Raw genomic sequence first — 22961 nt, 5'->3', positions numbered from 1 at the left:
CCTCGGCGATGACCGGCTCGAGCGTGTTGACGCCGGCGGTCTCGAGCCACTTCTTCGACCACGTGCTCAGATCGCGGCCGCTCGTGGCTTCGAGCTCCGACAGCAGGTCGCTCAGCTCGGTGTTGCCCCAGGAGTGCTTCTGGAAGTACTGGGATACCCCGGCGAAGAAGGCCTCGATACCCACCCAGGCGGCGAGTTGCTTGAGGACGGAGCCGCCCTTGGCGTAGGTGATGCCGTCGAAGTTGACCTGCACGTCTTCCAGGTCGTTGATCTCGGCGACGATCGGATGCGTCGAAGGAAGCTGGTCCTGGCGGTACGCCCAGGTCTTCTCCATGGCGTTGAAAGTCGTCCATGCCTCGGTCCACTCGGTGGCCTCGGCCGTCGCGATGGTCGAGGCCCACTCGGCGAAGGACTCGTTGAGCCAGAGGTCGTTCCACCACTTCATGGTGACGAGGTCCCCGAACCACATGTGCGCGAGTTCGTGGAGGATCGTGACGACCCGGCGCTCCTTGACGGCGTCGGTCACCTTGCTGCGGAACACGTAGGTCTCGGTGAACGTGACCGCTCCCGCGTTCTCCATCGCGCCGGCGTTGAACTCCGGCACGAACAGCTGGTCGTACTTGGCGAACGGGTACGGGACGCCGAACTTCGATTCGAAGTAGGCGAAGCCCTCGCGGGTCTTGTCGAAGATGTAGTCGGCGTCGAGATGCTGCCACAGGCTCTTGCGGCCGTACACGCCCAGCGGGATGACGCGGCCGGACGCACTCGTGAGCTCCGAGAAGGTCGACTCGTAGGGCCCGGCGACGAGGGCGGTGATGTAGGACGAGATCCGAGGGGTCGGCTCGAAGCCCCAGGTCGCGGTGACGTCGTCGTCGTGCACGATGGCTTCCGGCGTGGGGGAGTTGGAGATGACCTTCCACGCCGCCGGAGCGGTGACGGTGAACTGGAAGGTCGCCTTGAGGTCGGGCTGCTCGAAGACGGCGAACACACGACGTGAATCGGGGACCTCGAACTGCGAGTAGAGGTAGACCTCGCCGTCGACGGGATCGACGAAGCGGTGCAGACCCTCCCCGGTGTTCGTGTAGAGGCAATCGGCATCGACCACGAGGACGTTCTCCGCCTGGAGCCCCGTGAGCGCGATGCGGGAGTCGGCGAAGACCTCGCTCGGGTCGAGCTGCTCGCCGTTGAGGGAGATCTCGCGCACATCCCGGGCGATGAGATCGATGAAGGTGAAGCTCTCGGGCGTCGCGGTGAAGCGCACGACACTGCGAGAGCCGAAGACCTCGGCGCCCTTTGTCAGATCGAGGGCGACTTCATAGGACTGCGTGTCGATGACGTCGCGGCGCTCCTGCGCTTCGATACGGGTGAGGTTCTCTCCAGGCACAGCTGTACTCCCAGGGGTGAGGGGATGTCACCGGGGCTTGGCGCAGTTGGCGCCGACGGCAACCATGACAGCCTACGCCAGAGCGGCGAATGTCCACCCGCATCGAGGTGGACGCTCCTACGCGGCGGAGGTGAAAGGATGGAGTCGTGACTGCGATCGAGCCGAATGCTGTTCCCTTTGCCTCGCCCGGTGCCGCCGATGGCGCACCGTACGTGACCACGCCCGTGGCCTATGACGCGATCCTCCTCGCGGGGTTCGGGGGCCCCGAGGGGCAGGAGGACGTGATCCCCTTCCTGCGGAATGTGACCCGGGGAAGAGGAATCCCCGACGAGCGGCTCGAAGAGGTCGCGCACCACTACCGTCACTTCGGTGGAGTGAGCCCGATCAACGGGCAGAACCGCGTGCTCAAGGAGGCCCTCCAGAAGGCCCTCGTCGAGCGCGGCATCGATCTCCCGGTCTACTGGGGCAACCGGAACTGGGCTCCGTATCTCGAGGAGGTCGTGAGCGAAGCCTCCGTCAACGGACACAACTCCCTGCTCGCCTTCGCGACGAGCGCCTACAGCTCCTTCTCCAGCTGCCGCCAGTACCGCGAGGACTTCGCCCGCGTGCTGGAGGAGACGGGTCTGGGAGAGACAGTCACGATCGACAAGATCCGTCCGTTCTACGATCACCCGGGCTTCGTCGAGGCCTTCGAGGCCGGAGTGCGCGATGCGGTCGAGGGTTTCCTCGCCGAGGGCGTCGCGGCCACCGACATCCAGATCCTGTTCTCGACCCACAGCATCCCGACGGCCGATGCGGAACGCTCCGGAGCCCGCGACATCGAGTGGGGTGAGGGCGGCGCCTACGCCGCGCAGCACCTGGCCGTGGCCGCCTGGGTGATGGACCGTGTCCGCCGGACGGTACCCGGTGCGGAGGACGTGTCGTGGGAGCTCGTGTACCAGTCGCGGTCCGGGCCCGCCTCGCAGCCGTGGCTCGAGCCCGATGTGTGCGACGTCATCGCCGAGCTGCCGAGCCGCGGGCGCAAAGCCGTCGCGGTGGTCCCCGTCGGCTTCATGAGCGATCACATGGAGGTCCTCTGGGACCTCGACACCGAGGCGGCCGAAGCCGCGGAGGAAGCGGGCCTGTCGTTCACCCGCACACCCACCCCGGGTGTGTCACCTGCCTTCGTCGCGGGCATCGTCGACCTGATCGAGGAGCGTCTTCAGGGCCGTCCCAACGAGGACCGACCGCACGTGACGTCGCTTCCCGGGGCGTTCGACGTGTGCCGTCCCGGCTGCTGCGAGAACGTGCGCGCGGGCTTCAAGCCGGCAGCCGCAGGCCTCGTTCCCTGACGTCCCGATCGCGATCCGGCACTTCTAGGATGGGAGCCATGCGCATCCACATCGCCACCGACCACGCGGGCCTCGACTTCTCCACCCAGCTCCAGGATCATCTGCGCGCTGCGGGCCATGAGGTCGTCGATCACGGGCCGATCGAGTACGACGCCGTCGACGACTACCCCGCATTCTGCATCCGCGCCGCGCAGGCGGTCGTCGCCGATCAGCGTGCGGGTGTCGATGCGCTCGGCGTGGTGTTCGGCGGCTCCGGGAACGGGGAGCAGATCGCTGCGAACAAGGTCGGTGGTATCCGCGCGGCCCTCGTGTGGAATCTGTCGACCGCGGAGCTCGCCCGGGAGCACAACGACGCCAACGTGATCTCGATCGGTGCGCGGCAGCACTCCTACGAGGAGGTCACGTCGTTCATCGACCGGTTCATCGAGACGCCGTTCTCCGGTGACGAGCGCCATGTCCGTCGCATCGGTCAGATCGCGGACTTCGAGCGCGACGGGTCGCTTCTCCCGGACCCCCGGGCCTGACATGCCCGAGGGGCATTCCGTCCACCGGATCGCGCGGCAGTTCGATCGGAATTTCGTCGGCAAGACGCTGAGTGCATCGAGCCCGCAGGGACGATTCGCCGAGGGAGCCGCGGTCCTCGACGGGCGGGCGGCGGTGAGCGTGCAGGCCGTCGGGAAGCAGATGTTCCTGGAGGCGGAGGGGGACATCTGGCTACGGGTGCACCTCGGTCTCTACGGGGCCTGGGACTTCGCGGGCGACATCCTCGTCGACCCGACCATCGCGTCGGCGAACGGTCGGATGGGGCAGACGAATCAGCGGGGAACCGTCCTGGATGAACCGATCCTGGACGACGCGGGGGAGAACTCGCTGGCGTCGATCGGAGCACCTCGTCGCACGCGGGTCCACGTGCGCATGTCGGAGCAGACCAAGGGGCTCGCGGACGAGGGGCTGGAATGGCCGCCTCCGGTCGTCGGGCAGGTGCGTCTGCGCCTCATGACGGACATCACCGCCGCGGACCTGCGCGGACCGACCGCCTGCGTGCTGCAGTCGCCGGAGGAGATGCTCGCCACGATCGCGAAGCTCGGTCCCGACCCGCTGGTCGGCGATCCGGTGGAGAACGAGGAGCGTTTCGTTCGTGCCGTGCGGAAGAAGTCGACGGTCATCGCGCTGCTGCTGATGGACCAGTCGGTCGTGAGCGGTATCGGCAACGTCTACCGTGCCGAGATGCTCTATCGCCAGCGGTTGAATCCGCACACGCCGGGGCGAGACGTTCCGGAGGAGATCGTCCGGGCGCTCTGGCACGACTGGGTGCGTCTGCTCGCCATCGGCGTCGAGACCGGGCAGATGATGACCATGGACGGTCTCACCGGCGAGGACTATCGGGCGGCCATGGCCAACCGTGACGATCGGCACTGGGTGTACCACCGGGCGGGGCTTCCCTGCCGGATCTGCGGTACCGAGATCGCTCTCGAGGAGATCGGCGCGCGCAAGCTCTACTGGTGCCCGCGCTGCCAGGCGTGAGGTCGGTTCCCCGGACACGCGGGTGGGGGTCCGCTCCGGTCCGCTTCCTGTGAATATGGTGACAGCGTCGAATACGCCGACACCGACAGGAGCCGACATGGATCTCACCAACCTCCAGACAGTTCTCGAGACCGTGAGCGGATTCATCTGGGGACCGTTCTTCCTCATCCCGTTGCTGCTGGGCACGGGTCTGTACCTCACCATCCGATTGGGAGGCCTGCAGTTCGTTCGGCTCGGCTCGGCGCTGCGACTCGGACTCTTCACGCGCAACGACCCCGGCGCCGATGGTGACATCTCCCAGTTCCAGGCCCTCACGACGGCCCTCGCCGCCACGGTCGGCACGGGGAACATCGTCGGCGTCGCGACGGCGATCGGCATCGGCGGTCCTGGCGCTCTCTTCTGGATGTGGATCACCGGGCTGCTCGGCATGGCGTCGAAGTACTCCGAGGCGTTCCTCGGCGTGCGCTTCCGCAAGACCGACGACGCGGGGGAGAAGTCCGGTGGGCCCCAGTACTACCTCGAGCGCGGCATCCGGGGTCCCTTCGGCAAGGTCCTGGCGCTCTCCTTCGCCGTGTTCGCGGTGATCGCCTGCTTCGGCATCGGCAACATGACGCAGGGCAACTCGATCGCGCAGAACCTCCAGGCGAGTTTCGACGTGCCGACCTGGGTGACGGGCATCGTCCTCACCGCGTTCGCCCTGGTGGTCCTGGTGGGCGGTATCAAGTCCATCGGGCGTGTGACGGCAGGTCTGGTGCCGATCATGATCATCTTCTACGTGCTCGGCGCCCTCTACATCCTCATCGCGAACGTGGGGGCGATCCCTGCCGCGTTCGCCCAGATCTTCTCCGAGGCGTTCACCGGCACCAGCGCTGTGGGCGGTTTCGCGGGGTCCGCGATCATCATCGCCGTTCAGTTCGGTGTCGCACGCGGCATCTTCTCGAACGAGTCCGGAATGGGATCCGCGGCGATCGCCGCGGCGGCCGCGAAGACCAGCCACCCGGTGCGGCAGGGTCTCGTGTCGATGACGCAGACGTTCATCGACACCATCATCGTCGTCACGTGCACCGGTCTGGTCATCATCTCGACCGGCACGTGGAAGGAGATCGACCCTGAGACGGGCGAGCAGTTGAGTCCCGCTCTCATGACCGGGGCGGCGTTCTCCCACGGACTCCCCGGGGACTGGGGACACATCATCGTGACACTGGGGCTGGTGATGTTCGCCGGGTCGACCATCCTGGGATGGTCCTACTACGGGGAGCGCAACGTCGAGCGACTCATCGGCCGACGCGCCGTCATGCCCTTCCGGATCATCTTCTCGCTCGTCGTGTTCATCGGGTGCACCGTGCAGCTCGGCGTCGTGTGGGCCTTCTCGGACGCGATGAACGGCCTGATGGCGCTGCCCAACCTGATCGGTCTCCTGCTCCTCTCCGGCCTGGTGGCGAGGGAGACCAAGAAGTACCTCGACAACGATCCGAAGCTGCGCGCGGATCGCGCGCAGATCGATGCCTTCATGGCCGGTACTCCGGGGTGGGAGGAGTGGAAGACGCAGGCGATCCCTGTGGTCGGACGCCGTCGACGCTGACGCGGCGAGTGGCTCGATGTCGCGGCTCTAGGCTATTGGCATGCGACAGAACCCCAGCTTCACCCTGGCGGATGTCGACGAGATCCGCCGTGTGATCGACGCCCATCCGTGGGCCACGATCATGAGCGCGGGTGAGGGCGGACTCGTCGCTTCCCACTATGCGGTGCTCCTCGACGAGGGGCGCGATGACTTGACGATCGTCGGGCATGTCGGACGGCCGGACGATCTCATCCACGGCATGGGGGAGCGTGAGCTGCTCGTCGTCTTCCAAGGGCCGCACGGATACGTGTCGCCGGGGTGGTACGGCGATGTGCCGGCGGTTCCCACGTGGAACTACACGGCCGTCCACCTCGCAGGCGTTCCCGAGATCCTCGATGCCGAGGAGAACCTCAGGGTGCTCGATCGCCTGGTCGCTCGATTCGAGTCACGCATGCCGGACCCGAGGCTGATGTGGGAGCGGCCGAACGACGCCGCTTTCGTGGAACGTCTCGCCGCGGGAACGGTGGGCTTCCGGCTCGTGCCGACACGCGTCGTCGCGAAGCGGAAGCTCAGCCAGAACAAGCCTCCGGAGACGATCGAGACGGTGATCGCCGCGCTCGACGCGGAGGGGCCCTACTCGAACCCGGCTCTGGCCGCGGAGATGCGGCGCGCGCAGGACGCACGCCGCGGAGGAGCGCAGTGACCGAACGTGGAACCGCGATCAGCACCGTCCGAGCCGCGCGGATCGCGGGTCCGGGGCGCGAGTTCCTGATCGATGAGGAACCGGTCGACATCCACATCGCCGACGGGCGCATCGTCGACATCGCGCCGACCGGAGCCTTGTGTGCGGGGGGAACGGTCATCGATGTCGAAGGCGCGTGGACGTTGCCGGGTCTGTGGGACAACCACGTCCACACCGTTCAATGGGCGTTGACGTCGGAGCGGGAACCGCTCGGACACGCCCGGTCGGCTGCCGAGGCCGCGCGGGCGATGCGCGATGTCGAACCGCTGGCGGACGGCCGCCGTGTGGGGACCGGCTTCCGTGATGCCCTGTGGCCCGATCGGCCGACACAGGAGGTCCTCGATGCCGAGACCGGCGCGGTGCCGACCTATCTCATCAATGCCGACGTTCACAGCGTGTGGCTGAACAGCGTGGCCTTGGCCCGGGAGGGCTTCCGGAGTGCTGATGGGATGCTCCGGGAGACGGAGGCGTTCGAGATCTCCCGACGCCTCAACGCCGTTGAGGCCGAGCACGGCGATCAGGCGATGGAGCGTGCGGGACGGCAGGCGGCCGCTCGGGGCGTCACCGGACTCGTCGACTTCGACATGGCGTGGGGCGCGGAGGCGTGGCCTCGCCGAGTTCGGAACGGATTCGCCTCCCATCGCGTCGAGTTCGCCGTCTATCCCTTCGACCTCGATCGGGCCATCGAGGCCGGCCTCCGTACCGGTGACGTCCGTGAGGATGTCGACGTCCCCGAACGCGGGCGTGGGCTCGTGCATGTCGGATCGTTGAAGATGATCACCGACGGCTCGCTGGGTACGCGCACAGCTGCGTGCTCGCACCCCTATCCCGGTGATCCCGACAACTTCGGGATGCTGACCGTGCCGGCCGAGGAGCTGGTCTCCCTGCTGACACGTGCGACGGGGGCGGGATTGGCTGTCGCCGTGCACGCCATCGGCGATCGTGCCATCACCAACGCCCTGGATGCCTTCACCACGACCGGGGCTGTCGGTTCCATCGAACACGTGCAGTTGGTCCGTCACGCGGACCTGGCGCGGTTCGCGCGCCTCGGCGTGATCGCCAGCCTCCAGCCGCAGCATGCCGTCGATGACCGGGATCTGGTGGAGCGGCATTGGGCTGAGCAGACGGCGATCGGATATCCGCTCGCCTCGCTGCGCGCGGCCGGGGCGGAGCTGCGGTTCGGCTCGGACGCCCCGGTAGCGGCTCTCGATCCCTGGCATGCGATCTCCGCGGCCGTCTCCCGCACGGACGATGACCGCGCGCCCTGGCACCCCGAGGAGCGGCTCGGTGTCGAGCAGGCCATCGATGCGAGTGTTCGGACCGCGCTGCGCCCCGGCGAGCCGGCGGACATCGTCGTGTGCGGTGCGGATCCGCTCGCGGCGAGCGGCGACACGCTGCGGCGGATGCCGATCAGCGCGACCCTGCTGGCGGGAGACGTCACCCACTTCGGATAGTCCGAAGTCGAACGCCGAAGGGCCGGCCCTCCGATGACGGAGGACCGGCCCTTCGGGATGACGGGTCAGGCGGCGATGTGCGAGAGAAGGAACCAGCGGTCCTTCTCGAGGCCGCGCTGGATCTCGATCGCGACGTCCTGGCTCGTGAGGTCGACCTCGTCGAGGCCTTCGACGGCGGCCTTGACATCGACGAGGATCGCATCGATGTCGGAGATGACCGCACGGATCAGCTCGTCGGACTGTGTGAAGCCCGCCGGAACCGACGTGGCTCCCGCCTTGTCGGCGACAGCGCTCACACGGGCGTCGATCGGAAGACCCAGGGCCACGATCCGCTCGGCGGCGGTGTCGGCGAAGTCGCCGGCGTGGGCGACGATGGTGTCCAGCAGCTCGTGGACGCCGACGAAGTTCGCGCCGCGGACGTGCCAGTGGGCCTGCTTGCCGTTGACGGTCAGGGCCTGCAGGCCGAGGACGACGGGGGAGAGGAACTGGGCCGCCCCCGCAGCCACGGTCGGGTCGATGGCGGTGGTGGAAACGGTCTGTGCCTTGCTCATCCTGTGCTCCTCCTGGAACGGTTCTCTTACCTGATGAAGACAACGCTACTCAGGCTCAGACATTCCGCAAGCAAGCTGAGGCTCGGCTCACTTCCCTGTCATTCCGCGGATCTGAGGGTAGTCTCGCCTCATGACCATCGCCGTGGAAGCCTCCCTCCTCGCCCTGCCGAACAGCGCGCCGTCGGTCGATTCCACGGCATTCGTCGCCGCGGGGGCGCGCATCATCGGAGACGTCTCGCTCGCTGCAGGATCCAGCGTCTGGTACAACGCCGTGCTCCGTGGCGATTCGGCGGAGATCGTCATCGGCCCGGGGTCGAACGTGCAGGACAACGTCTCCGTCCATGTGGACGGAGGACACCCGGTCATCGTCGGTTCGAAGGTGTCGATCGGACACAATGCCGTGGTGCACGGCTGCACGATCGGCGATGGATCGCTCGTCGGCATGGGGGCGGTGATCCTCAGCGGTGCGGTGATCGGCGAGGGGTGCTTGATCGCCGGCGGCGCGGTCGTCCTGGGTGGGACGGAGGTCCCCGCGGGCTCACTGGTGGCCGGTGTGCCTGCGAAGGTCCGCCGCACGCTCAGCGAGGAGGAGCGTGCGGGCCTGATCAGCAATGCCGACGTCTATCTGGGGCACTCGCAGACGCACTCCGCAGCGACCTCTGTGTGACCGCTGCGTGACCTCGCAGAACGATAGGCTGAGGTGCGTACGGGGCGGTGGCCAAGCTGGTTAAGGCAGTGGGCTCATAACCCAACGATCGCGGGTTCAAGTCCCGCCCGCCCTACTCTTCGCTCCCGAGGCGAGCTACCTGCGTTCGTGAGACGAACACGGGCGCGCCCGGGCCGATCCGCCGCTGTCAAGCCCCTCCCGCGCGTGACTCTGCCACGCCATTCTTCGACGGAGCGGCATCGCGTCGCAGAACGGGAGAAACCATGAGCATCGGCAGCGGAATCGCGCTCTTCGTGATCGGAGCAATCCTCGTCTTCGCGGTGAACGTCGACATCCAATGGGTCGACCTCGACATGGTCGGATACATCCTCATGGGCGCCGGAGTCGTCATATTCCTGATCGGAATCGTCCTCCTCGCCCGTCGTCGTCGGACCGAGACCGTCTCACGCACCTTCGTCGACCCCGCGACGGGGGAACCGACCACTCGCCGCTCCGTCAGTTCGAGTGGCGACGAGGCGGTCTGAGCAGGACTGACGGTTCCGGATGGTCGAGCCATCCGGAACCGTCAGTCGGCAGCGACGCTCTCGAGGTGCTCCTCCACGAGGAGGATCCCTCCACTGGAGCTGGCGGAGTGAGCGAGGTCTTCGATCCACTTCCGGCTCAGCTCCGGGGACTCGGGCTCCTGGAACACGAACCGGAGCGGGATCGAGGGGTGCAGCCACAGAGTCGAGCGTCCGGGTGCATCCCCTTCCGGGTGTCGCCACGAGAGGGTGAAGCTCTCGTTGCGGCGGAGTTTGGTCGCGATGACGACCTTCAGGTGCGCGAGCGCGCGGTCGTCGATCTGGATCGGAGTCTGGGCGTCGCCGTAGTAGAGACTGCCCATCAGCGGGCGGAGGTTTCGACGTCAGAGCGGATCTGGACCATGGGGACTCCTCGACGGTGTGCGCGACAGGCCGGGAGGGTGCTCCGGGTACTTGAACTCTAACCACACGGCGGCGAAGCGACGGGGGCGGGAGATCGACTCGCCGTCGGATACGAAAAGATTGTTCGCCCCGTGTCACGGTCCCGTGAGCGACGGTGTGCTGCCGTACGCCTCACGGTAGGCGGCACTGAACCGCGAGGAGTTGCTGAAGCCCCAGCGACGGGAGATCTCCGTGACGGAGCGACCGTTGCCCGCGTGGAGATCACGCCGGGCGCCGTCGAGGCGTGCGCGACGCAGCGCTTCTGCAGGCGTGATGTCGAGCGCCCGACGGAATGCGTACTGCAGACCCCTCGTCGAGATGAACGACGCCGCGGCGACATCGTCGATGGTGATCGCACGATGCGCGTTCTCGTCGATGTACGCGAGCGCCCTCCGGACGGCTGCCGGTGCCGCGGCGCGCTGGGCAGGGCGATCGAGACACTCGGAGAACGTCGTCGGAAAGGTGGCGAGGGTCATCATCAGGACGTGTCGTTCGAGCTCGGCGATCAGGAGCGGCTCTGCGGCCTCGTCGTCGAGGGCTCCCTCGACATAGGAGAAAGCCCTCTCCCAGCGCTGCGCGGCGACGGCGGAGGGGGGAGCGAATCCCGTGGTGCGCAGCTTTCTTCCGTCGACCCCCGTGATCTGTGCAGCGCGGGTCTCCGCGGCGGCGCGATCGATGACGAACGCGCGGACTCGTGCAGCGCGATCCCATCTCGCCTCGACGCGGGTGCCGTCCGAGATCCACGGTCGCCCCGGGTCGAGCGAGTGGCGAGCGGACCAGACTCTGGCGTCGGGTGCGTCGACACGGCACACCAGCAACTGGTCCTGCGGTTCGGCGAGGGAGTGAATCTGTGCGGCGAGTCGGTAGTTCACGACAGCGACGCTGTCGAGGGTTTCGGAATGCCAGTCGAAGCGGAAGTGGCGAGGGTCGGCGTTCTGCAGCGACGACGAGGGGACGAACTGGTGCCACGTGGACTCCACCTGTGCGATGTCGGTGGATGTGAACTGCATGGCCGTGCTCCTTGTTCCTCGCGCTGCGATCCCACTCGGCAGCACATCACCAGGAGCGTATAGCACCGTGTCTGATCGTTTCCGGGTCGGGCCGACGCACGTCGACTCGTAGACTCGGATCATGACCGTGCCTTCCCCGTATGCAGACCGCCTGCGTCGCCTCCCCGTGCAGCGACACGAGGTCGAGGTGCGGGGTGCGACGACCGCGTACTGGGTGTACGGGCCCGAGGATGCCGAGACCACCGTCATCGCCGTGCACGGCTTCCGCGGCGAGCACCACGGCCTCGAACCGGTGTTGGCCTACCTTCCCGAAGTGCGTGTGATCGCCCCTGACCTCCCCGGTTTCGGCGAGTCGGCACCGTTGCCAGGGCGGCGGCATGACCTGGACGAGTACGCCGGTTGGCTCACGGACTTCGCGGCCACGGTGGCGCCGAGTGCCGTGATCCTCGGGCACTCGTTCGGTTCGATCGTGACGGCAGCGGCCGTCGCGCGAGGTCTGCGCACTCCCCGGCTGATCCTGCTGAACCCGATCGGTGCTCCGGCGCTGGAAGGCCCCAAAGGTCTGATGACGCGCCTTGCCGTGCTCTACTACGCGCTCGGTGCCCGTCTTCCGGAGCGGCTCGGAACCGCGCTGCTGCGCAACCGCGTCATCGTCCGGGTGATGAGCATCACGATGGCCAAGACGAAGGATCCCGCGCTGCGCCGGTTCATCCACGACCAGCACGACACCTACTTCTCGCGCTTCTCAGACCGCGACGTGCTGCGCGACGCCTTCGTCGCGAGCGTCTCGCACGACGTCCGGGAGTTCGCGCCCGAGATCGATGTCCCGACCCTGCTCGTGGCTGCGGAGCGCGACGACATCACCCCGATCGAGGCCGAGCGGAAGCTGGCGAAGACCTTCCCGGATGTCGAATTGGTCGAGATCGCTCACGTCGGCCATCTCATCCACTATGAGACGCCTGCCGAAGCGGCGGGTGCGGTGCGTCGCTTCCTCAGGATTCCCGTCGCGCGAGGCCGATGAGGCCCGCGACGCGGAACGGGATGACCTCGCCCATCGCGAGCGAGGTCTCGGTGCGTTCCACCCCCTCGATCGACAGGATGCGGGCGTCGGTGTCGAAGAGATGGCGTGCATCGCGGCATGCGACCCGCGCGAGCAGATCGATCGACCCGCTCAGTCCGTGCGCCTGGACGACCTCGGGGATCCGGGCCAGTTCGTTGATGATGCGGGGGAGTTCCGTTTGCCGCACGCCGATGCTGACGAACGCCTGGAGCGGGAAGCCCAGGACGTCGGGGGAGAAGGACCGCTCGTAGGAGAGGAAGATCCCGCTCTGCTCCAACCGGGCCATCCGCGCCTGGATCGTGTTGCGTGACAGCCCCAGATTCTCCGCCAACGCCACGATCGTCGTCCTCGGGTCGTCGGCGAGAGCAGCGAGGAGTTCGAGATCGATACGGTCCAGTCCGGGCATAGTGCCAAACCTTAGCAGCATCGCCCCCGCGCAAATTGAGCAACATGCTCAAGCCGGGTTCGAATGCTTGAGCGAGGTGTTCAGCGGACGTACTCTCGGACCATGCCGGTGATGACGCCGGCATCACCGCGCGGAGCCTCACGAGGGCCGCCGAGGACGAGGAGGACGATGATGTCACCGCAGATCACCCCCATCGCAGACACCGCCCAGGACCTGGAGCTCTCCGAGCGCATCCTGGCCCCGGACGGAAACCGTGTCGCGAACCCTCGGTTGGACCCGTTCGTCTCGGACGTCGATGCCGAACAGCTGCGCTCTCTGCTCCGCGACATGGTCATCCTCCGCCGGATCGATGCCGAAGGCGTGGCGCTCCAGCGGCAGGGCCAGCTCGGTCTCTGGGCTCCCTGCCAAGGCCAGGAGGCCACGCAGATCGGCACTGCCCGGGCGATCGCGAAGGACGACTTCGTGTTCCCCAGCTACCGGGAGACCGGCGTCATCTACGCGCGCGGCGCAGAGCCCGGCGACTACGTGCGCATGTGGCGCGGTGAAGAGGGGGCAGCCTACGACCCCGCTGCACTCGGCGTTGCTCCGTTGCAGATCATCATCGGCGCGCAGACGCTTCACGCGGTCGGTTACGCTCTGGGCATTCAGCACGACGGTGCCGACGAAGTCGCGGTGACGTACTTCGGAGACGGCGCGACCAGCCAGGGCGATGTGAACGAGGCGATGATCTTCGCCGCGTCCTACCAGGCACCGGTCGTCTTCGTCTGCCAGAACAACCACTGGGCCATCTCGGAGCCGGTCGCGGTGCAGTCCCAGTATCCGATCGCCGGGCGGGCGCCGGGGTTCGGCATCCCCAGCGTCCGCGTCGACGGAAACGATGTCCTCGCCTGCATGGCGGCCATGCGCTGGGCGCTCGATCACGCGCGCTCCGGCAAGGGGCCGGCCTACATCGAGGCGGTCACGTACCGCATGGGTCCGCACACGACGGCCGACGATCCGACGCGTTACCGCGACCAGGACGAACTCGAGTCGTGGCGCCGCCGCGATCCGATCGCGCGGCTGGAGGCACACCTGCGCGCCACCGGAGACCTGACGGACGAGGATCTCGCCGAGACTCAGGCGGCCGCCGACGTCATCGCGTCGGAGATGCGGGCGGCGTGCCTGAACATGGTGACGCGCCCGCCGCTGGCCGTGTTCGATGGGGTCTACGCCGATCCGCACACCGGGCTCGAGCGCCAGCGCGACGAGTACGCGGCGTACCTCGCCTCGTTCGAAGGCGAGGTCTGAGCATGACCGAACTCACGCTCGGGAAGGCCCTCGGGGCGGGGCTCCGCCAGGCGATGCGCGACGACGACAAGGTCGTTCTCCTCGGCGAGGACATCGGGAAGCTCGGTGGGGTGTTCCGCATCACCGATGGGCTCCTGGACGAGTTCGGCGCCGCGCGTGTGATCGACACCCCGCTGGCGGAGTCCGGCATCGTCGGTACAGCGGTCGGGCTCGCGTTCCGCGGCTACCGACCGGTGGTCGAGATCCAGTTCGACGGCTTCGTCTATCCGGCCTTCGATCAGATCGTCGCGCAGGTCGCGAAGCTGCATTACCGCACGCAAGGCCGCGTCAAGATGCCCATCACCATCCGGATCCCGTGGGCTGGAGGCATCGGTGCGGCGGAGCATCACTCCGAGTCTCCGGAAGCGTACTTCGTCCACACCGCCGGATTGCGCGTGATCGCGGTCTCGAATCCCGAGGACGCGTACCGCAGCCTGCGGCAGGCGATCGCCTCGGATGATCCCGTGATCTTCTTCGAGCCGAAGCGGCTCTACCACCACAAGGGAGAGGTCGACCTCGAGGCACCCCTCGCCGACGCACCTCCGATGGGATTGGCGCGTGTCGTCCGCGCCGGCACGGACGCGACGCTCATCACCTACGGAGCCATGGTGTCGACCGCGCTCCAGGCCGCCGAGGCTGCAGAGGACGACGGCATCTCCCTGGAGGTCATCGACCTGCGCTCGCTCTCACCGGTCGACTACGACTCGGTCGCCGCCTCCGTGCGGAAGACCGGACGAGTCGTCGTCGCCCACGAGGCCTCCCGTGAGGCCGGCGTCGCGGCCGAGGTGATCGCCAGCATCACCGAGCGCTGCTTCGAATACCTCGAGTCGGCGCCGCTGCGCGTCACCGGACACGACATCCCGTATCCGCCGGCGAAGCTCGAGATGTACCACCTGCCCGACCTCGATCGCCTGCTCGACGCGGTCGATCGAGTGCTGGATCGGCCGAACAGCTTGACGGGAGCAGACGCATGAACGCCGAGTTCCGCCTTCCCGATCTCGGGGAAGGGCTCACCGAGGCCGAAGTGGTGTCCTGGCTGGTCTCGCCCGGCGACACGGTCACGCTCAACCAGACGCTCGCCGAGGTCGAGACGGCGAAAGCGATCGTGGAACTTCCCTCTCCCTATGCCGGAACGGTGGCGACGCTCCACGCCGAGGCCGGCGAGACCGTCGCCGTCGGAGCACCCCTGATCGACTTCGAGGTGGGAGGCGACGAGAGCGGGCCGACTCCGGCCGCCGCATCGGGGGAGAAGGCCCAGCCCAACCTCGTCGGTTATGGAGCGGCACCCACGTCTGCGGGACGTCCAGCGCGACGTGCCCGGCGAGTCGGCGTCACCGCGACGGCGGTCGACACGGCGGTCCTCGAGGCGGCGCCGCATGATGCCACCTCGTCCGCCGCCGTCGAGGCCCCGATCGAGCGGCCGCGATCGACACCACCGGTGCGCGCCCATGCGAAACGTCTCGGGATCGATCTGGTGCTCGTCGCCGCCGAGGTGGGCGACCGCGTCGTCACCCGCGCCGACGTCGACGCCTATGCGGAGCGGGTCGGAGCCGTGGCCGCAGGGGGCGAGGAAGACACGGTGAGCGGATCGACCGTGCCGTCCAGTGCCGCAGCGCTCGGCGACGAACAGCGCGAGACGCGCATCCCGATCCGCGGTGTGCGCAGACACACGGCTGCGGCGATGGTGCAGAGCGCGTTCACGGCACCGCACGTCACCGTCTTCCACACGGTCGACGTGACCGGGACGATGGAACTCCTCGCCCGCCTCCGCGAAGACCGTTCGCTCGCCGAGCACCGCATCGGCCCGCTGACCGTCGTGGCGAAGGCGGTCTGCCTCGCCCTGGGGCGCACCCCTGGACTGAACTCCCGGTGGGATGAGGCTGCCGGCGAGATCGTCCAGCACAACTACGTGGACCTCGGGATCGCCGCCGCGACGGATCGAGGCCTCATCGTCCCGATGATCCGGGACGCGGAACAGCTCACGCTGCTCGGCCTGGCGGATGCGGTGAAGTCGCTGGCCGAGGTCGCGCGCGCGGGAAAGACATCGCCCGCCGAGCTCGCGGGCGGCACGTTCTCGATCTCGAACATCGGCGTCTTCGGAGTCGATGCAGGCACGCCCATCCTCCCGCCGGGGCAGTCCGGGATCCTGGCGATCGGCGCCGTTCGGCGACAGCCGTGGGAGCACCGCGGCGAGATCGCGCTTCGTGACCTCATGACGCTCAGTCTGTCCTTCGACCACCGCTTGGTGGACGGCGCAGAAGGAGCGCGGTTCCTCAAGGACGTCGCCGACATCCTCGAGGAACCGGGAAGAGCGATGCTCCTCAGGTAGTCGCGCGCAGAGCGGCCTCCGCCATCGCGACCAGCACGGTCGCGGTGGCGGAGCGCTGCCTGGCAGCGGCGCGCGTGCTGTGAGGGGTGGAGTTGATGAGTCCGAAACACGCCTGGACACGAAGGCGCAGTTCGTCTTGGTCGACGCCGCCCTCGGCAGCCCCGTGCAACGGCGACAGCGCCGACATCCAGAGCTCGATGTAGGAGCGCTGCAATCGGCGGACCTCGGCGCGGTCGGAGTCGCTCAGATAAGCCAGGTCACGATCCTGCACCTGGATGACCTCGGCGTTGCCCAGAGCGAAGTCGACGTGGAATCGGATCAACGCGCGCATCCGCTCGTCGGCGGTCGGAGCTTCCTCGGCGACGCGCTGTCCCCCTCGGATGAGGTCCTCGCTGACCTTGACGAGCACAGCGCCCAGCAGGGCTTGCTTCCCCGCGAAGTGGCGGTAGACGGCGGGACCGGAGACACCGACGGCTGCGCCGATGTCTTCCAGGCTCACGCCGCTGTACCCGCGCGCGGCGAAGAGTCGTGCGGCGGCGTGCAGGATCGCATCGGACCGTTCGGCCTTGGCGCGGTCTCGGGCGGTGACCGGGCTTGTCATCTCAGTTAATCCTCGCTAACCTGAAGCAACGGGTTAGTGAACACTAACCGAAAGTGCATGCACCGCGCCAGGGCTGTCGCCTGCGCGGACGTGGGTCGAGGAGGACATCACGATGCCCGCAACTCAGGAGTCACTCGCGCGGGAGCTGCGAGAACGCCTCGCGACGGCCGCGCTCGGGGGACCGGAGGCGTCCCGAGAACGCCATGTCTCCCGGGGGAAGCTCCTCCCGCGCGACCGTGTCGCACGGGTCCTCGACGAAGGCAGCCCGTTCCTGGAGGTGGCCCCGCTCGCGGCCGACGGTCTGTACGGGGGAGAGGCCCCGGGAGCAGGTGTGATCGCCGGCATCGGTCTCGTCCACGGCCGTCACGTGATGGTCGTCTGCAATGACGCGACGGTGAAGGGAGGCACCTACTTCCCCCTCACCGTCAAGAAGCACCTGCGGGCCCAGGAGATCGCGCTCGAGAACCGTCTGCCGTGCCTCTACCTGGTCGACTCGGGAGGGGCATTCCTGCCGAAACAGGACGAGGTGTTCCCGGACCGGGAGCATTTCGGCCGGATCTTCTTCAATCAGGCGCGCATGTCCGCGGAAGGTATCCCGCAGCTCGCCGCCGTGCTCGGCTCCTGCACGGCGGGTGGCGCCTACGTGCCCGCGATGAGTGACGAGACCGTGATCGTCAAAGGGCAGGGCACTATCTTCCTCGGCGGCCCACCGCTCGTGAAGGCCGCGATCGGCGAGGTCGTGACCGCGGAGGAGCTCGGCGGCGGTGAGTTGCACGCACGACGCAGCGGCGTGGTCGACCATCTCGCCGAAGACGATGAGCACGCACTCGAGATCCTTCGTGACATCGTCGCCACGCTTCCCCCGCCCGCAGCACCCGCGTGGGAAGTTGCCACCAGCCGGCCGCCGTCGGATCCGTCCAGTCTCTACGACGCCGTTCCGGTCGACGTCAACGCCGCCTACGACGTGCACGAGGTCATCGCGCGGCTGGTCGACGGCGATACCTTCCTCGAGTTCAAGCCCGAGTACGGCACGACTCTGATCACCGGCTTCGCCCGACTCCACGGGCATCCCGTCGGTGTCGTCGCGAACAACGGGGTGCTGTTCAGCGAGTCCGCGCTCAAGGGAGCGCACTTCATCGAGCTGTGCGATCAGCGCGGCATCCCTCTGCTCTTCCTGCAGAACATCACGGGATTCATGGTCGGCTCCGATGCCGAGGCCGGTGGTATCGCCAAGGACGGCGCGAAGATGGTGACGGCTGTCGCGAGCACGAGGGTGCCGAAGCTCACGGTCATCATCGGCGGATCCTTCGGGGCGGGCAACTACTCGATGTGTGGACGGGCCTACTCACCCCGCTTCCTCTGGACCTGGCCGGCCAGCCGCATCTCCGTGATGGGCGGGACGCAAGCGGCTTCGGTTCTCGCGACCGTCAAGGAAGACCAGCTCTCCGCGCGCGGCGAGAGCTGGAGCAGTGCCGAGCGCGCCGCCTTCGAGTCGCCGATCCGCGAACAGTATGAGCATCAGGGAGAGCCGTACTACGCGACTGCTCGACTGTGGGACGACGGCATCGTCGATCCCGCTCAGACCCGCGACCTCCTGGGCCTCGCCTTCGATGTCGTCGCCCGTAGTCCGCTGCCCGAACCGCGCTTCGGCGTCTTCCGGATGTGAGTGCCATGTCGTCGTCACCCGAGATCTCCTTCCACACGGTCCTCGTCGCCAACCGCGGCGAGATCGCCAGGCGCGTGATCCGCACCCTCCGCGCCCTCGGCGTCCGCAGCGTCGCGGTGTACAGCGACGCCGATGCCTCGGCACCGCACGTGCGCGAGGCGGACGTCGCCGTGCGGATCGGACCTGCACCGGCGGCGGAGTCGTACCTCGACATCGATGCCGTGATCGCCGCCGCCCGCAGCACCGGTGCCCAGGCCATCCATCCCGGTTACGGGTTCCTCTCCGAGAGCGTCGGACTCGCGGAGGCCTGCGCGGAGAGCGGCATCGTCTTCATCGGCCCGTCGGTGAAGGCTCTGCAGATCATGGGGGACAAAGCGCGCGCTCGTGACCATGTCCTGCGCTACGGCGTTCCCGTGGTCCCTGGCTTCGATGCCAAGGGCCTGTCCGATCTCGAGATCGCCGAGGAGGCGGAGCGCGTCGGGTATCCGCTGCTGGTCAAGCCCAGCGCCGGCGGAGGCGGCAAAGGCATGGAGGTCGTCACCGACGCGACGGGGCTTCCCGGCGCCCTCGCCTCGGCACGACGTGTGGCGGCCGCGGCGTTCGGGGACGATGCTCTGATCCTCGAACGCCTGATCAGGCGCCCACGGCACATCGAGGTTCAGGTCTTCGGAGATGCGCACGGGGCGGTCGTCGCGCTCGGCGAACGGGAATGCACGCTGCAGCGACGGCACCAGAAGGTCATCGAGGAGGCACCGTCCGCCGGCATCCCCGCACATACCCGGGAACAGCTACTCGCGGCGGCCGTCCTCGCGGCTGAGAGTGTCGAGTACGTCGGCGCGGGCACCGTCGAGTTCCTCATCGACGCCGATGCTCCCGATGAGGTGTTCTTCATCGAGATGAACACCCGCCTGCAGGTGGAGCACCCGGTGACCGAGGAGGTCACCGGGCTCGATCTCGTCGCTCTCCAACTCCGTGCCGCGGATGGGCTTCCGCTCGCGATCGCGCCCCGTCTGCGTGGTCACGCCGTGGAGGCCCGCGTGTACGCGGAGTCGCCGGAGCGCGGATTCCTCCCCTCGACCGGGACTGTTCTGCTGTTCGAGCCCCCTATCGGTGTCCGCGTCGACGCCGCGATCGAGACCGGAAGCGCGGTGACGGGTTACTACGACCCGATGATCGCGAAGGTGATCGCGTTCGCAGATGACCGTGCCACTGCACTTGCTCGTCTCGACGAGGCGCTCGCACGCACGGTCGTGTTGGGCGTCGAGACGAACATCGCGTTCCTCCGGGCCCTCTGTCAGGACGAGCGCGTCCTCGCCGGCGACCTCGACACGGGTCTCATCGACACCCTGCTTCCGTTCGACGCGGAGAGGCCTTCGTCGGCGCAGCTCGCCGCGGCGCACGAGGCGGTTTCCGGGCACGCCGAGCCGGTGCGGACGAGCCCCCTGTGGCGTGAGCTTCCGGGGTGGCGCTTGGGGGCCGCAGAGGTGGCAGGCGCACCGTTCGTCGCACTCACGGACGCCGACGACGAGATCGCGCTCACGGAGACGTCTCCCACCGGGTCGCGCGAAGCGATCCGTGCCGCCGTGGATGGCGATGGAGCCGTGTGGGTCGCCGAGGGCGGCCGCACCGTGCGCCTCCGGCCCCTCGACCGGAAGCAGCGGATGCTGCGACGACTGTCCGCGCGTGACGCGGGGGTTGCGGCGACGGAACCGGAAGGACGCGCCCCGATGCCGGGCAGCGTCGTCGCGGTGCACGTCGCGGACGGGGATCCGGTGTCCGCCGGTGATGCACTCGTCTCGATCGAGGCGATGAAGATGGAACATCCTGTGCTCGCACCCCACGACGGGGTGGCGCATCTGCTGGTCGCGGTCGGCGACCAGGTACGGCGCGACCAACCGGTCGCCCGTGTGACGACGGAGGAGAGCTGAACATGGAAGATCTGTCCGAGGAGGAGCGCGAGCTCGCCGCCATGGTGCGGGAGTTCGCCGACACCGTCGTCGCACCGCAGGCCTACGAGGCCGACCGCACGCACACGCTGTCGATGGATGTCGTGGCGCAGATGGGCGATCTCGGATTGTTCGGACTGCCGTTCCCGGAGGAGTACGGCGGCCAGGGCGGCGACTACATGGCGCTCGGCATCGCGATCGAGGCCCTTGGTCGCGTGGATCAGTCGATCGCGATCACGCTCGAAGCAGGTGTCAGCCTGGGCGCGATGCCGATCTTCCGCTTCGGCACCGAGCAGCAGCGCCGCGAGCTGCTGCCGGATCTTCTCGCAGGACGAGCGTTGGCGGGTTTCGGTCTCACCGAGCCGGAAGCGGGAAGCGATGCCGGTGCCACCAGGACCACGGCCCGACTCGACGGTGACGAATGGGTCATCGACGGCTCGAAGCAGTTCATCACCAATTCGGGCACGCCCATCACGCGCTTCGTGACCATCACCGCCGTCACGGGGAACGAGAACGGTCGCAAGGAGATCTCCACGATCATCGTCCCCAACGGCACGCCGGGGTTCACGGTCGAGGCACCGTACGACAAGGTGGGCTGGAACGCGTCCGACACGCATCCACTGACCTTCGACGGTGCCCGGGTGCCCGCATCGAACCTGCTGGGTGAGCGGGGAACGGGCTTCCGCAGCTTCCTCAGCATCCTCGACGAAGGGCGCATCGCGATCGCTGCGCTGTCGACCGGTGCAGCCGAGGGGTGTCTGGAGGCCGCTGTCGAGTACGCCAAGAGCCGCACCATCTTCGGCGCCGCGCTGAGTACTCGGCAGAACGCGCAGTTCACACTGGCACGGATGCGTGCGCGGGTGCATACCGCCCGACTCGCCTGGCACCACGCCGCCAGGCTGCGGGATGCGGGCAAGCCCTTCGCCGAGGCGGCGGCGATCGCCAAGCTCGTCGGCGGCGAAGCCGCCATGGACAATGCCAGGGATGCGACCCAGATCTTCGGAGGGAACGGGTTCATGAACGAGTTCCCCGTGGCGCGTCACTACCGCGACTCGAAGATCCTCGAGATCGGTGAGGGCACCACCGAAGTACAGCTCCTCGTGATCGCGCGGGGTCTCGGGCTCGCCGGGTAGCGTGGCCGGTATGACCACGCACGACATCCTCCAGCGGGGGCTGTACTACGAGGAGTTCGAGATCGACGCCCGTTACCTGCACCGTCCGGGGCGTACGGCGACCGAGGCCGACAACGTTCTCTTCACGACACTGACCATGAACACGCAGGCGCTCCATCTCGATGCGGCGTTCGCCGATGCGCAGGATCCGTTCCACGCGCGGCTGATGAACTCGATGTGGACCCTCTCGACGATGGTGGGCTCCTCGGTCGCCCAGTTGACGCAGGGGACCCTCGTGGCACAACTCGGCTTCGGTGACGTGGCATTCCCGCATCCGCTGTTCGCCGGCGACACGCTCTATACCGAGAGCGTCATCGTGGAGAAGCGGCTGTCCTCATCCCGACCGGGGCAGGGCATCGTGAAGATCGCGCACACCGGACGCAACCAGGACGGGACGGTCGTCGCCACCGCCGTGCGCTCTGTGCTCGTGCACTGCCTTCCGGAAGGAGCCACGGCGTGAATTTCGACCTCGGGCCCGCATTGCTGTTCTGCCCCGCCGATCGCCCTGAGCGCTTCCAGAAGGCCTCCGAGCGAGCCGATGCCGTCATCCTCGACCTCGAGGATGCCGTGCTCCCGGATGCGAAAGATGCCGCGCGCCGGAACGTGATCGCCGCCGATATCGATCCTGACCGCGTGATCGTGCGGGTCAACGCCCCGGACACCGATGCCTTCACGGCCGACCTCTCGGCGCTGGCGCAGACCGACTTCCGCACCGTGATGGTCGCGAAGACGGAGAGCGCGGAGAGCCTCGCGGCATTCGATGAGCGCTACTCGCTGATCGCCCTCTGCGAGACCGCCCGTGGCGTCCACGCGGCGGACCGCATCGCCGCGCACCCGACGGTGTCCGCGATGATGTGGGGCGCCGAGGACCTCGTCGCTTCGCTCAGAGGGACCTCGTCACGGAACGCCGACGGAGGCTATCGCGACATCGCCCGCTACGCTCGCGCGCGCGTTCTCCTCGAGGCGGGCGCACACGGCAAGGCGGCCATCGACGCCGTGCACATCGATCTCGACGATTCGGACGGCCTTCAGCGGGAGGCGCGGGATGCCGCCGCCTCCGGTTTCCGCGCGACCGCCTGCATCCACCCGAGTCAGGTCGAGCTCATCCGTGCCGCCTACCGGCCCGATGACACGAGCATCGACTGGGCGCGTGCGGTACTCGCAGCCGCCGCGAGCGGACGCGGTGTGTTCCGATTCGAAGGACGCATGATCGACGAACCCGTGCTTCGCCACGCGCGCTCCGTCGTCTCCCGCGCACGCTGACAGCGC

At 67.8% G+C, this 22961-nt stretch carries 23 protein-coding genes and 1 tRNA gene; 18 read left to right on the top strand and 6 right to left on the bottom strand.

The features are described 5' to 3' along the window. The coding region (gene pepN, locus L978_RS01840; protein WP_047519668.1) for an aminopeptidase N at window positions 1-1384 on the bottom strand (1384 nt) is incomplete at its 3' end. Between the two features lie 146 nt (window positions 1385-1530). Between pepN and L978_RS01835 the strand changes: the two genes are divergently transcribed. From L978_RS01835 to L978_RS01810, 6 genes are all read left to right on the top strand, one after another. Next, window positions 1531-2715 (top strand): ferrochelatase, encoded by a 1185-nt coding sequence (locus L978_RS01835; RefSeq protein ID WP_047519665.1) that lies wholly within the window; start codon window positions 1531-1533, stop codon window positions 2713-2715. A 38-nt stretch (window positions 2716-2753) separates the two neighbouring features. Beyond that, the gene (locus L978_RS01830) at window positions 2754-3239 is read left to right on the top strand and encodes a ribose-5-phosphate isomerase (RefSeq protein WP_047519663.1); all 486 of its coding nucleotides are present in this window, start codon (window positions 2754-2756) and stop codon (window positions 3237-3239) included. A 1-nt stretch (window position 3240) separates the two neighbouring features. Then, window positions 3241-4239, top strand: a complete 999-nt coding sequence (locus L978_RS01825) for an Fpg/Nei family DNA glycosylase (protein ID WP_047519661.1) — start codon at window positions 3241-3243, stop codon at window positions 4237-4239. A 97-nt stretch (window positions 4240-4336) separates the two neighbouring features. Further along, window positions 4337-5821 (top strand): alanine/glycine:cation symporter family protein, encoded by a 1485-nt coding sequence (locus L978_RS01820; protein WP_047519659.1) that lies wholly within the window; start codon window positions 4337-4339, stop codon window positions 5819-5821. Window positions 5822-5861: 40 nt separating this feature from the next. Next, window positions 5862-6503, top strand: a complete 642-nt coding sequence (locus L978_RS01815; protein ID WP_047519657.1) for an FMN-binding negative transcriptional regulator — start codon at window positions 5862-5864, stop codon at window positions 6501-6503. Beyond that, complete coding sequence (locus L978_RS01810) at window positions 6500-7996, top strand: amidohydrolase (protein WP_047519655.1); 1497 nt, start codon at window positions 6500-6502, stop codon at window positions 7994-7996. Before L978_RS01815 ends, L978_RS01810 begins: the two co-directional genes overlap by 4 nt. Window positions 7997-8061: 65 nt before the next feature. On the opposite strand, the gene L978_RS01805 is transcribed toward L978_RS01810, so the two are convergent. Continuing rightward, window positions 8062-8547, bottom strand: a complete 486-nt coding sequence (locus tag L978_RS01805) for a Dps family protein (RefSeq protein ID WP_047519653.1) — start codon at window positions 8545-8547, stop codon at window positions 8062-8064. A 130-nt stretch (window positions 8548-8677) separates the two neighbouring features. Here L978_RS01805 and L978_RS01800 point away from each other — a divergent pair, with 130 nt between their 5' ends. The 3 genes from L978_RS01800 to L978_RS01790 all read left to right on the top strand — a co-directional run bounded on the left by L978_RS01800 (window position 8678) and on the right by L978_RS01790 (window position 9738). Further along, window positions 8678-9214: a gamma carbonic anhydrase family protein gene (locus L978_RS01800; RefSeq protein ID WP_047519652.1), complete on the top strand. Its 537-nt coding sequence runs from the start codon at window positions 8678-8680 to the stop codon at window positions 9212-9214. Between the two features lie 41 nt (window positions 9215-9255). Beyond that, window positions 9256-9329: transfer RNA gene (locus L978_RS01795), tRNA-Ile, on the top strand. 148 nt (window positions 9330-9477) lie between these two features. Beyond that, on the top strand, window positions 9478-9738 hold the full coding sequence (locus tag L978_RS01790) for a DUF6458 family protein (RefSeq protein ID WP_047519650.1): 261 nt from the start codon (window positions 9478-9480) through the stop codon (window positions 9736-9738). A 41-nt stretch (window positions 9739-9779) separates the two neighbouring features. Here the strand turns inward: L978_RS01790 and L978_RS01785 are convergent, their stop codons facing one another. Together L978_RS01785 and L978_RS01780 are read right to left on the bottom strand one after the other, a co-directional pair. Next, a complete protein-coding gene (locus L978_RS01785; protein WP_047519648.1) occupies window positions 9780-10097 on the bottom strand; it encodes a DUF7882 family protein in 318 nt (105 codons plus the stop codon). 174 nt (window positions 10098-10271) lie between these two features. Then, the gene (locus tag L978_RS01780) at window positions 10272-11186 is read right to left on the bottom strand and encodes a helix-turn-helix transcriptional regulator (RefSeq protein ID WP_047519646.1); all 915 of its coding nucleotides are present in this window, start codon (window positions 11184-11186) and stop codon (window positions 10272-10274) included. A gap of 121 nt (window positions 11187-11307) precedes the next feature. Here L978_RS01780 and L978_RS01775 point away from each other — a divergent pair, with 121 nt between their 5' ends. Next, window positions 11308-12207, top strand: coding sequence for an alpha/beta fold hydrolase (locus L978_RS01775; RefSeq protein WP_047519644.1), 900 nt, complete (start codon window positions 11308-11310; stop codon window positions 12205-12207). Here L978_RS01775 and L978_RS01770 read toward each other — a convergent pair. Next, entirely contained in the window at window positions 12179-12652 is a 474-nt protein-coding gene (locus L978_RS01770) for an Lrp/AsnC family transcriptional regulator (protein ID WP_028501915.1), read from the bottom strand. The two genes, L978_RS01775 and L978_RS01770, sit on opposite strands and share 29 nt — an antisense overlap. A gap of 171 nt (window positions 12653-12823) precedes the next feature. Here L978_RS01770 and pdhA point away from each other — a divergent pair, with 171 nt between their 5' ends. The 3 genes from pdhA to L978_RS01755 are packed head-to-tail and all read left to right on the top strand — an operon-like array spanning window position 12824 to window position 16307. Beyond that, window positions 12824-13939 (top strand): pyruvate dehydrogenase (acetyl-transferring) E1 component subunit alpha, encoded by a 1116-nt coding sequence (gene pdhA, locus L978_RS01765; RefSeq protein WP_047519729.1) that lies wholly within the window; start codon window positions 12824-12826, stop codon window positions 13937-13939. Window positions 13940-13941: 2 nt separating this feature from the next. Next, window positions 13942-14952: an alpha-ketoacid dehydrogenase subunit beta gene (locus L978_RS01760; protein WP_047519641.1), complete on the top strand. Its 1011-nt coding sequence runs from the start codon at window positions 13942-13944 to the stop codon at window positions 14950-14952. Further along, window positions 14949-16307 (top strand): dihydrolipoamide acetyltransferase family protein, encoded by a 1359-nt coding sequence (locus tag L978_RS01755; protein WP_047519639.1) that lies wholly within the window; start codon window positions 14949-14951, stop codon window positions 16305-16307. Before L978_RS01760 ends, L978_RS01755 begins: the two co-directional genes overlap by 4 nt. On the opposite strand, the gene L978_RS01750 is transcribed toward L978_RS01755, so the two are convergent. After that, on the bottom strand, window positions 16300-16908 hold the full coding sequence (locus tag L978_RS01750) for a TetR/AcrR family transcriptional regulator (RefSeq protein ID WP_047519637.1): 609 nt from the start codon (window positions 16906-16908) through the stop codon (window positions 16300-16302). The two genes, L978_RS01755 and L978_RS01750, sit on opposite strands and share 8 nt — an antisense overlap. Window positions 16909-17020: 112 nt before the next feature. Between L978_RS01750 and L978_RS01745 the strand changes: the two genes are divergently transcribed. The 5 genes from L978_RS01745 to L978_RS01725 are packed head-to-tail and all read left to right on the top strand — an operon-like array spanning window position 17021 to window position 22955. Continuing rightward, a complete protein-coding gene (locus L978_RS01745; protein WP_052193255.1) occupies window positions 17021-18574 on the top strand; it encodes a carboxyl transferase domain-containing protein in 1554 nt (517 codons plus the stop codon). Between the two features lie 5 nt (window positions 18575-18579). Beyond that, the gene (locus L978_RS01740; protein ID WP_047519633.1) at window positions 18580-20502 is read left to right on the top strand and encodes an ATP-binding protein; all 1923 of its coding nucleotides are present in this window, start codon (window positions 18580-18582) and stop codon (window positions 20500-20502) included. Between the two features lie 2 nt (window positions 20503-20504). Next, a complete protein-coding gene (locus L978_RS01735; RefSeq protein WP_047519632.1) occupies window positions 20505-21653 on the top strand; it encodes an acyl-CoA dehydrogenase family protein in 1149 nt (382 codons plus the stop codon). A 10-nt stretch (window positions 21654-21663) separates the two neighbouring features. Continuing rightward, window positions 21664-22152, top strand: coding sequence for a MaoC family dehydratase (locus tag L978_RS01730; protein ID WP_047519727.1), 489 nt, complete (start codon window positions 21664-21666; stop codon window positions 22150-22152). Next, entirely contained in the window at window positions 22149-22955 is an 807-nt protein-coding gene (locus tag L978_RS01725) for an HpcH/HpaI aldolase/citrate lyase family protein (RefSeq protein ID WP_047519630.1), read from the top strand. Before L978_RS01730 ends, L978_RS01725 begins: the two co-directional genes overlap by 4 nt. Window positions 22956-22961: the final 6 nt, after the last annotated feature.

The organism is Microbacterium sp. ZOR0019, from assembly GCF_000800925.1.
GTDB lineage: Bacteria > Actinomycetota > Actinomycetes > Actinomycetales > Microbacteriaceae > Microbacterium > Microbacterium aurugineum.
Note: the sequence above shows the minus strand (reverse complement) of the source record. Positions and strands in the feature narration are given on the sequence as shown.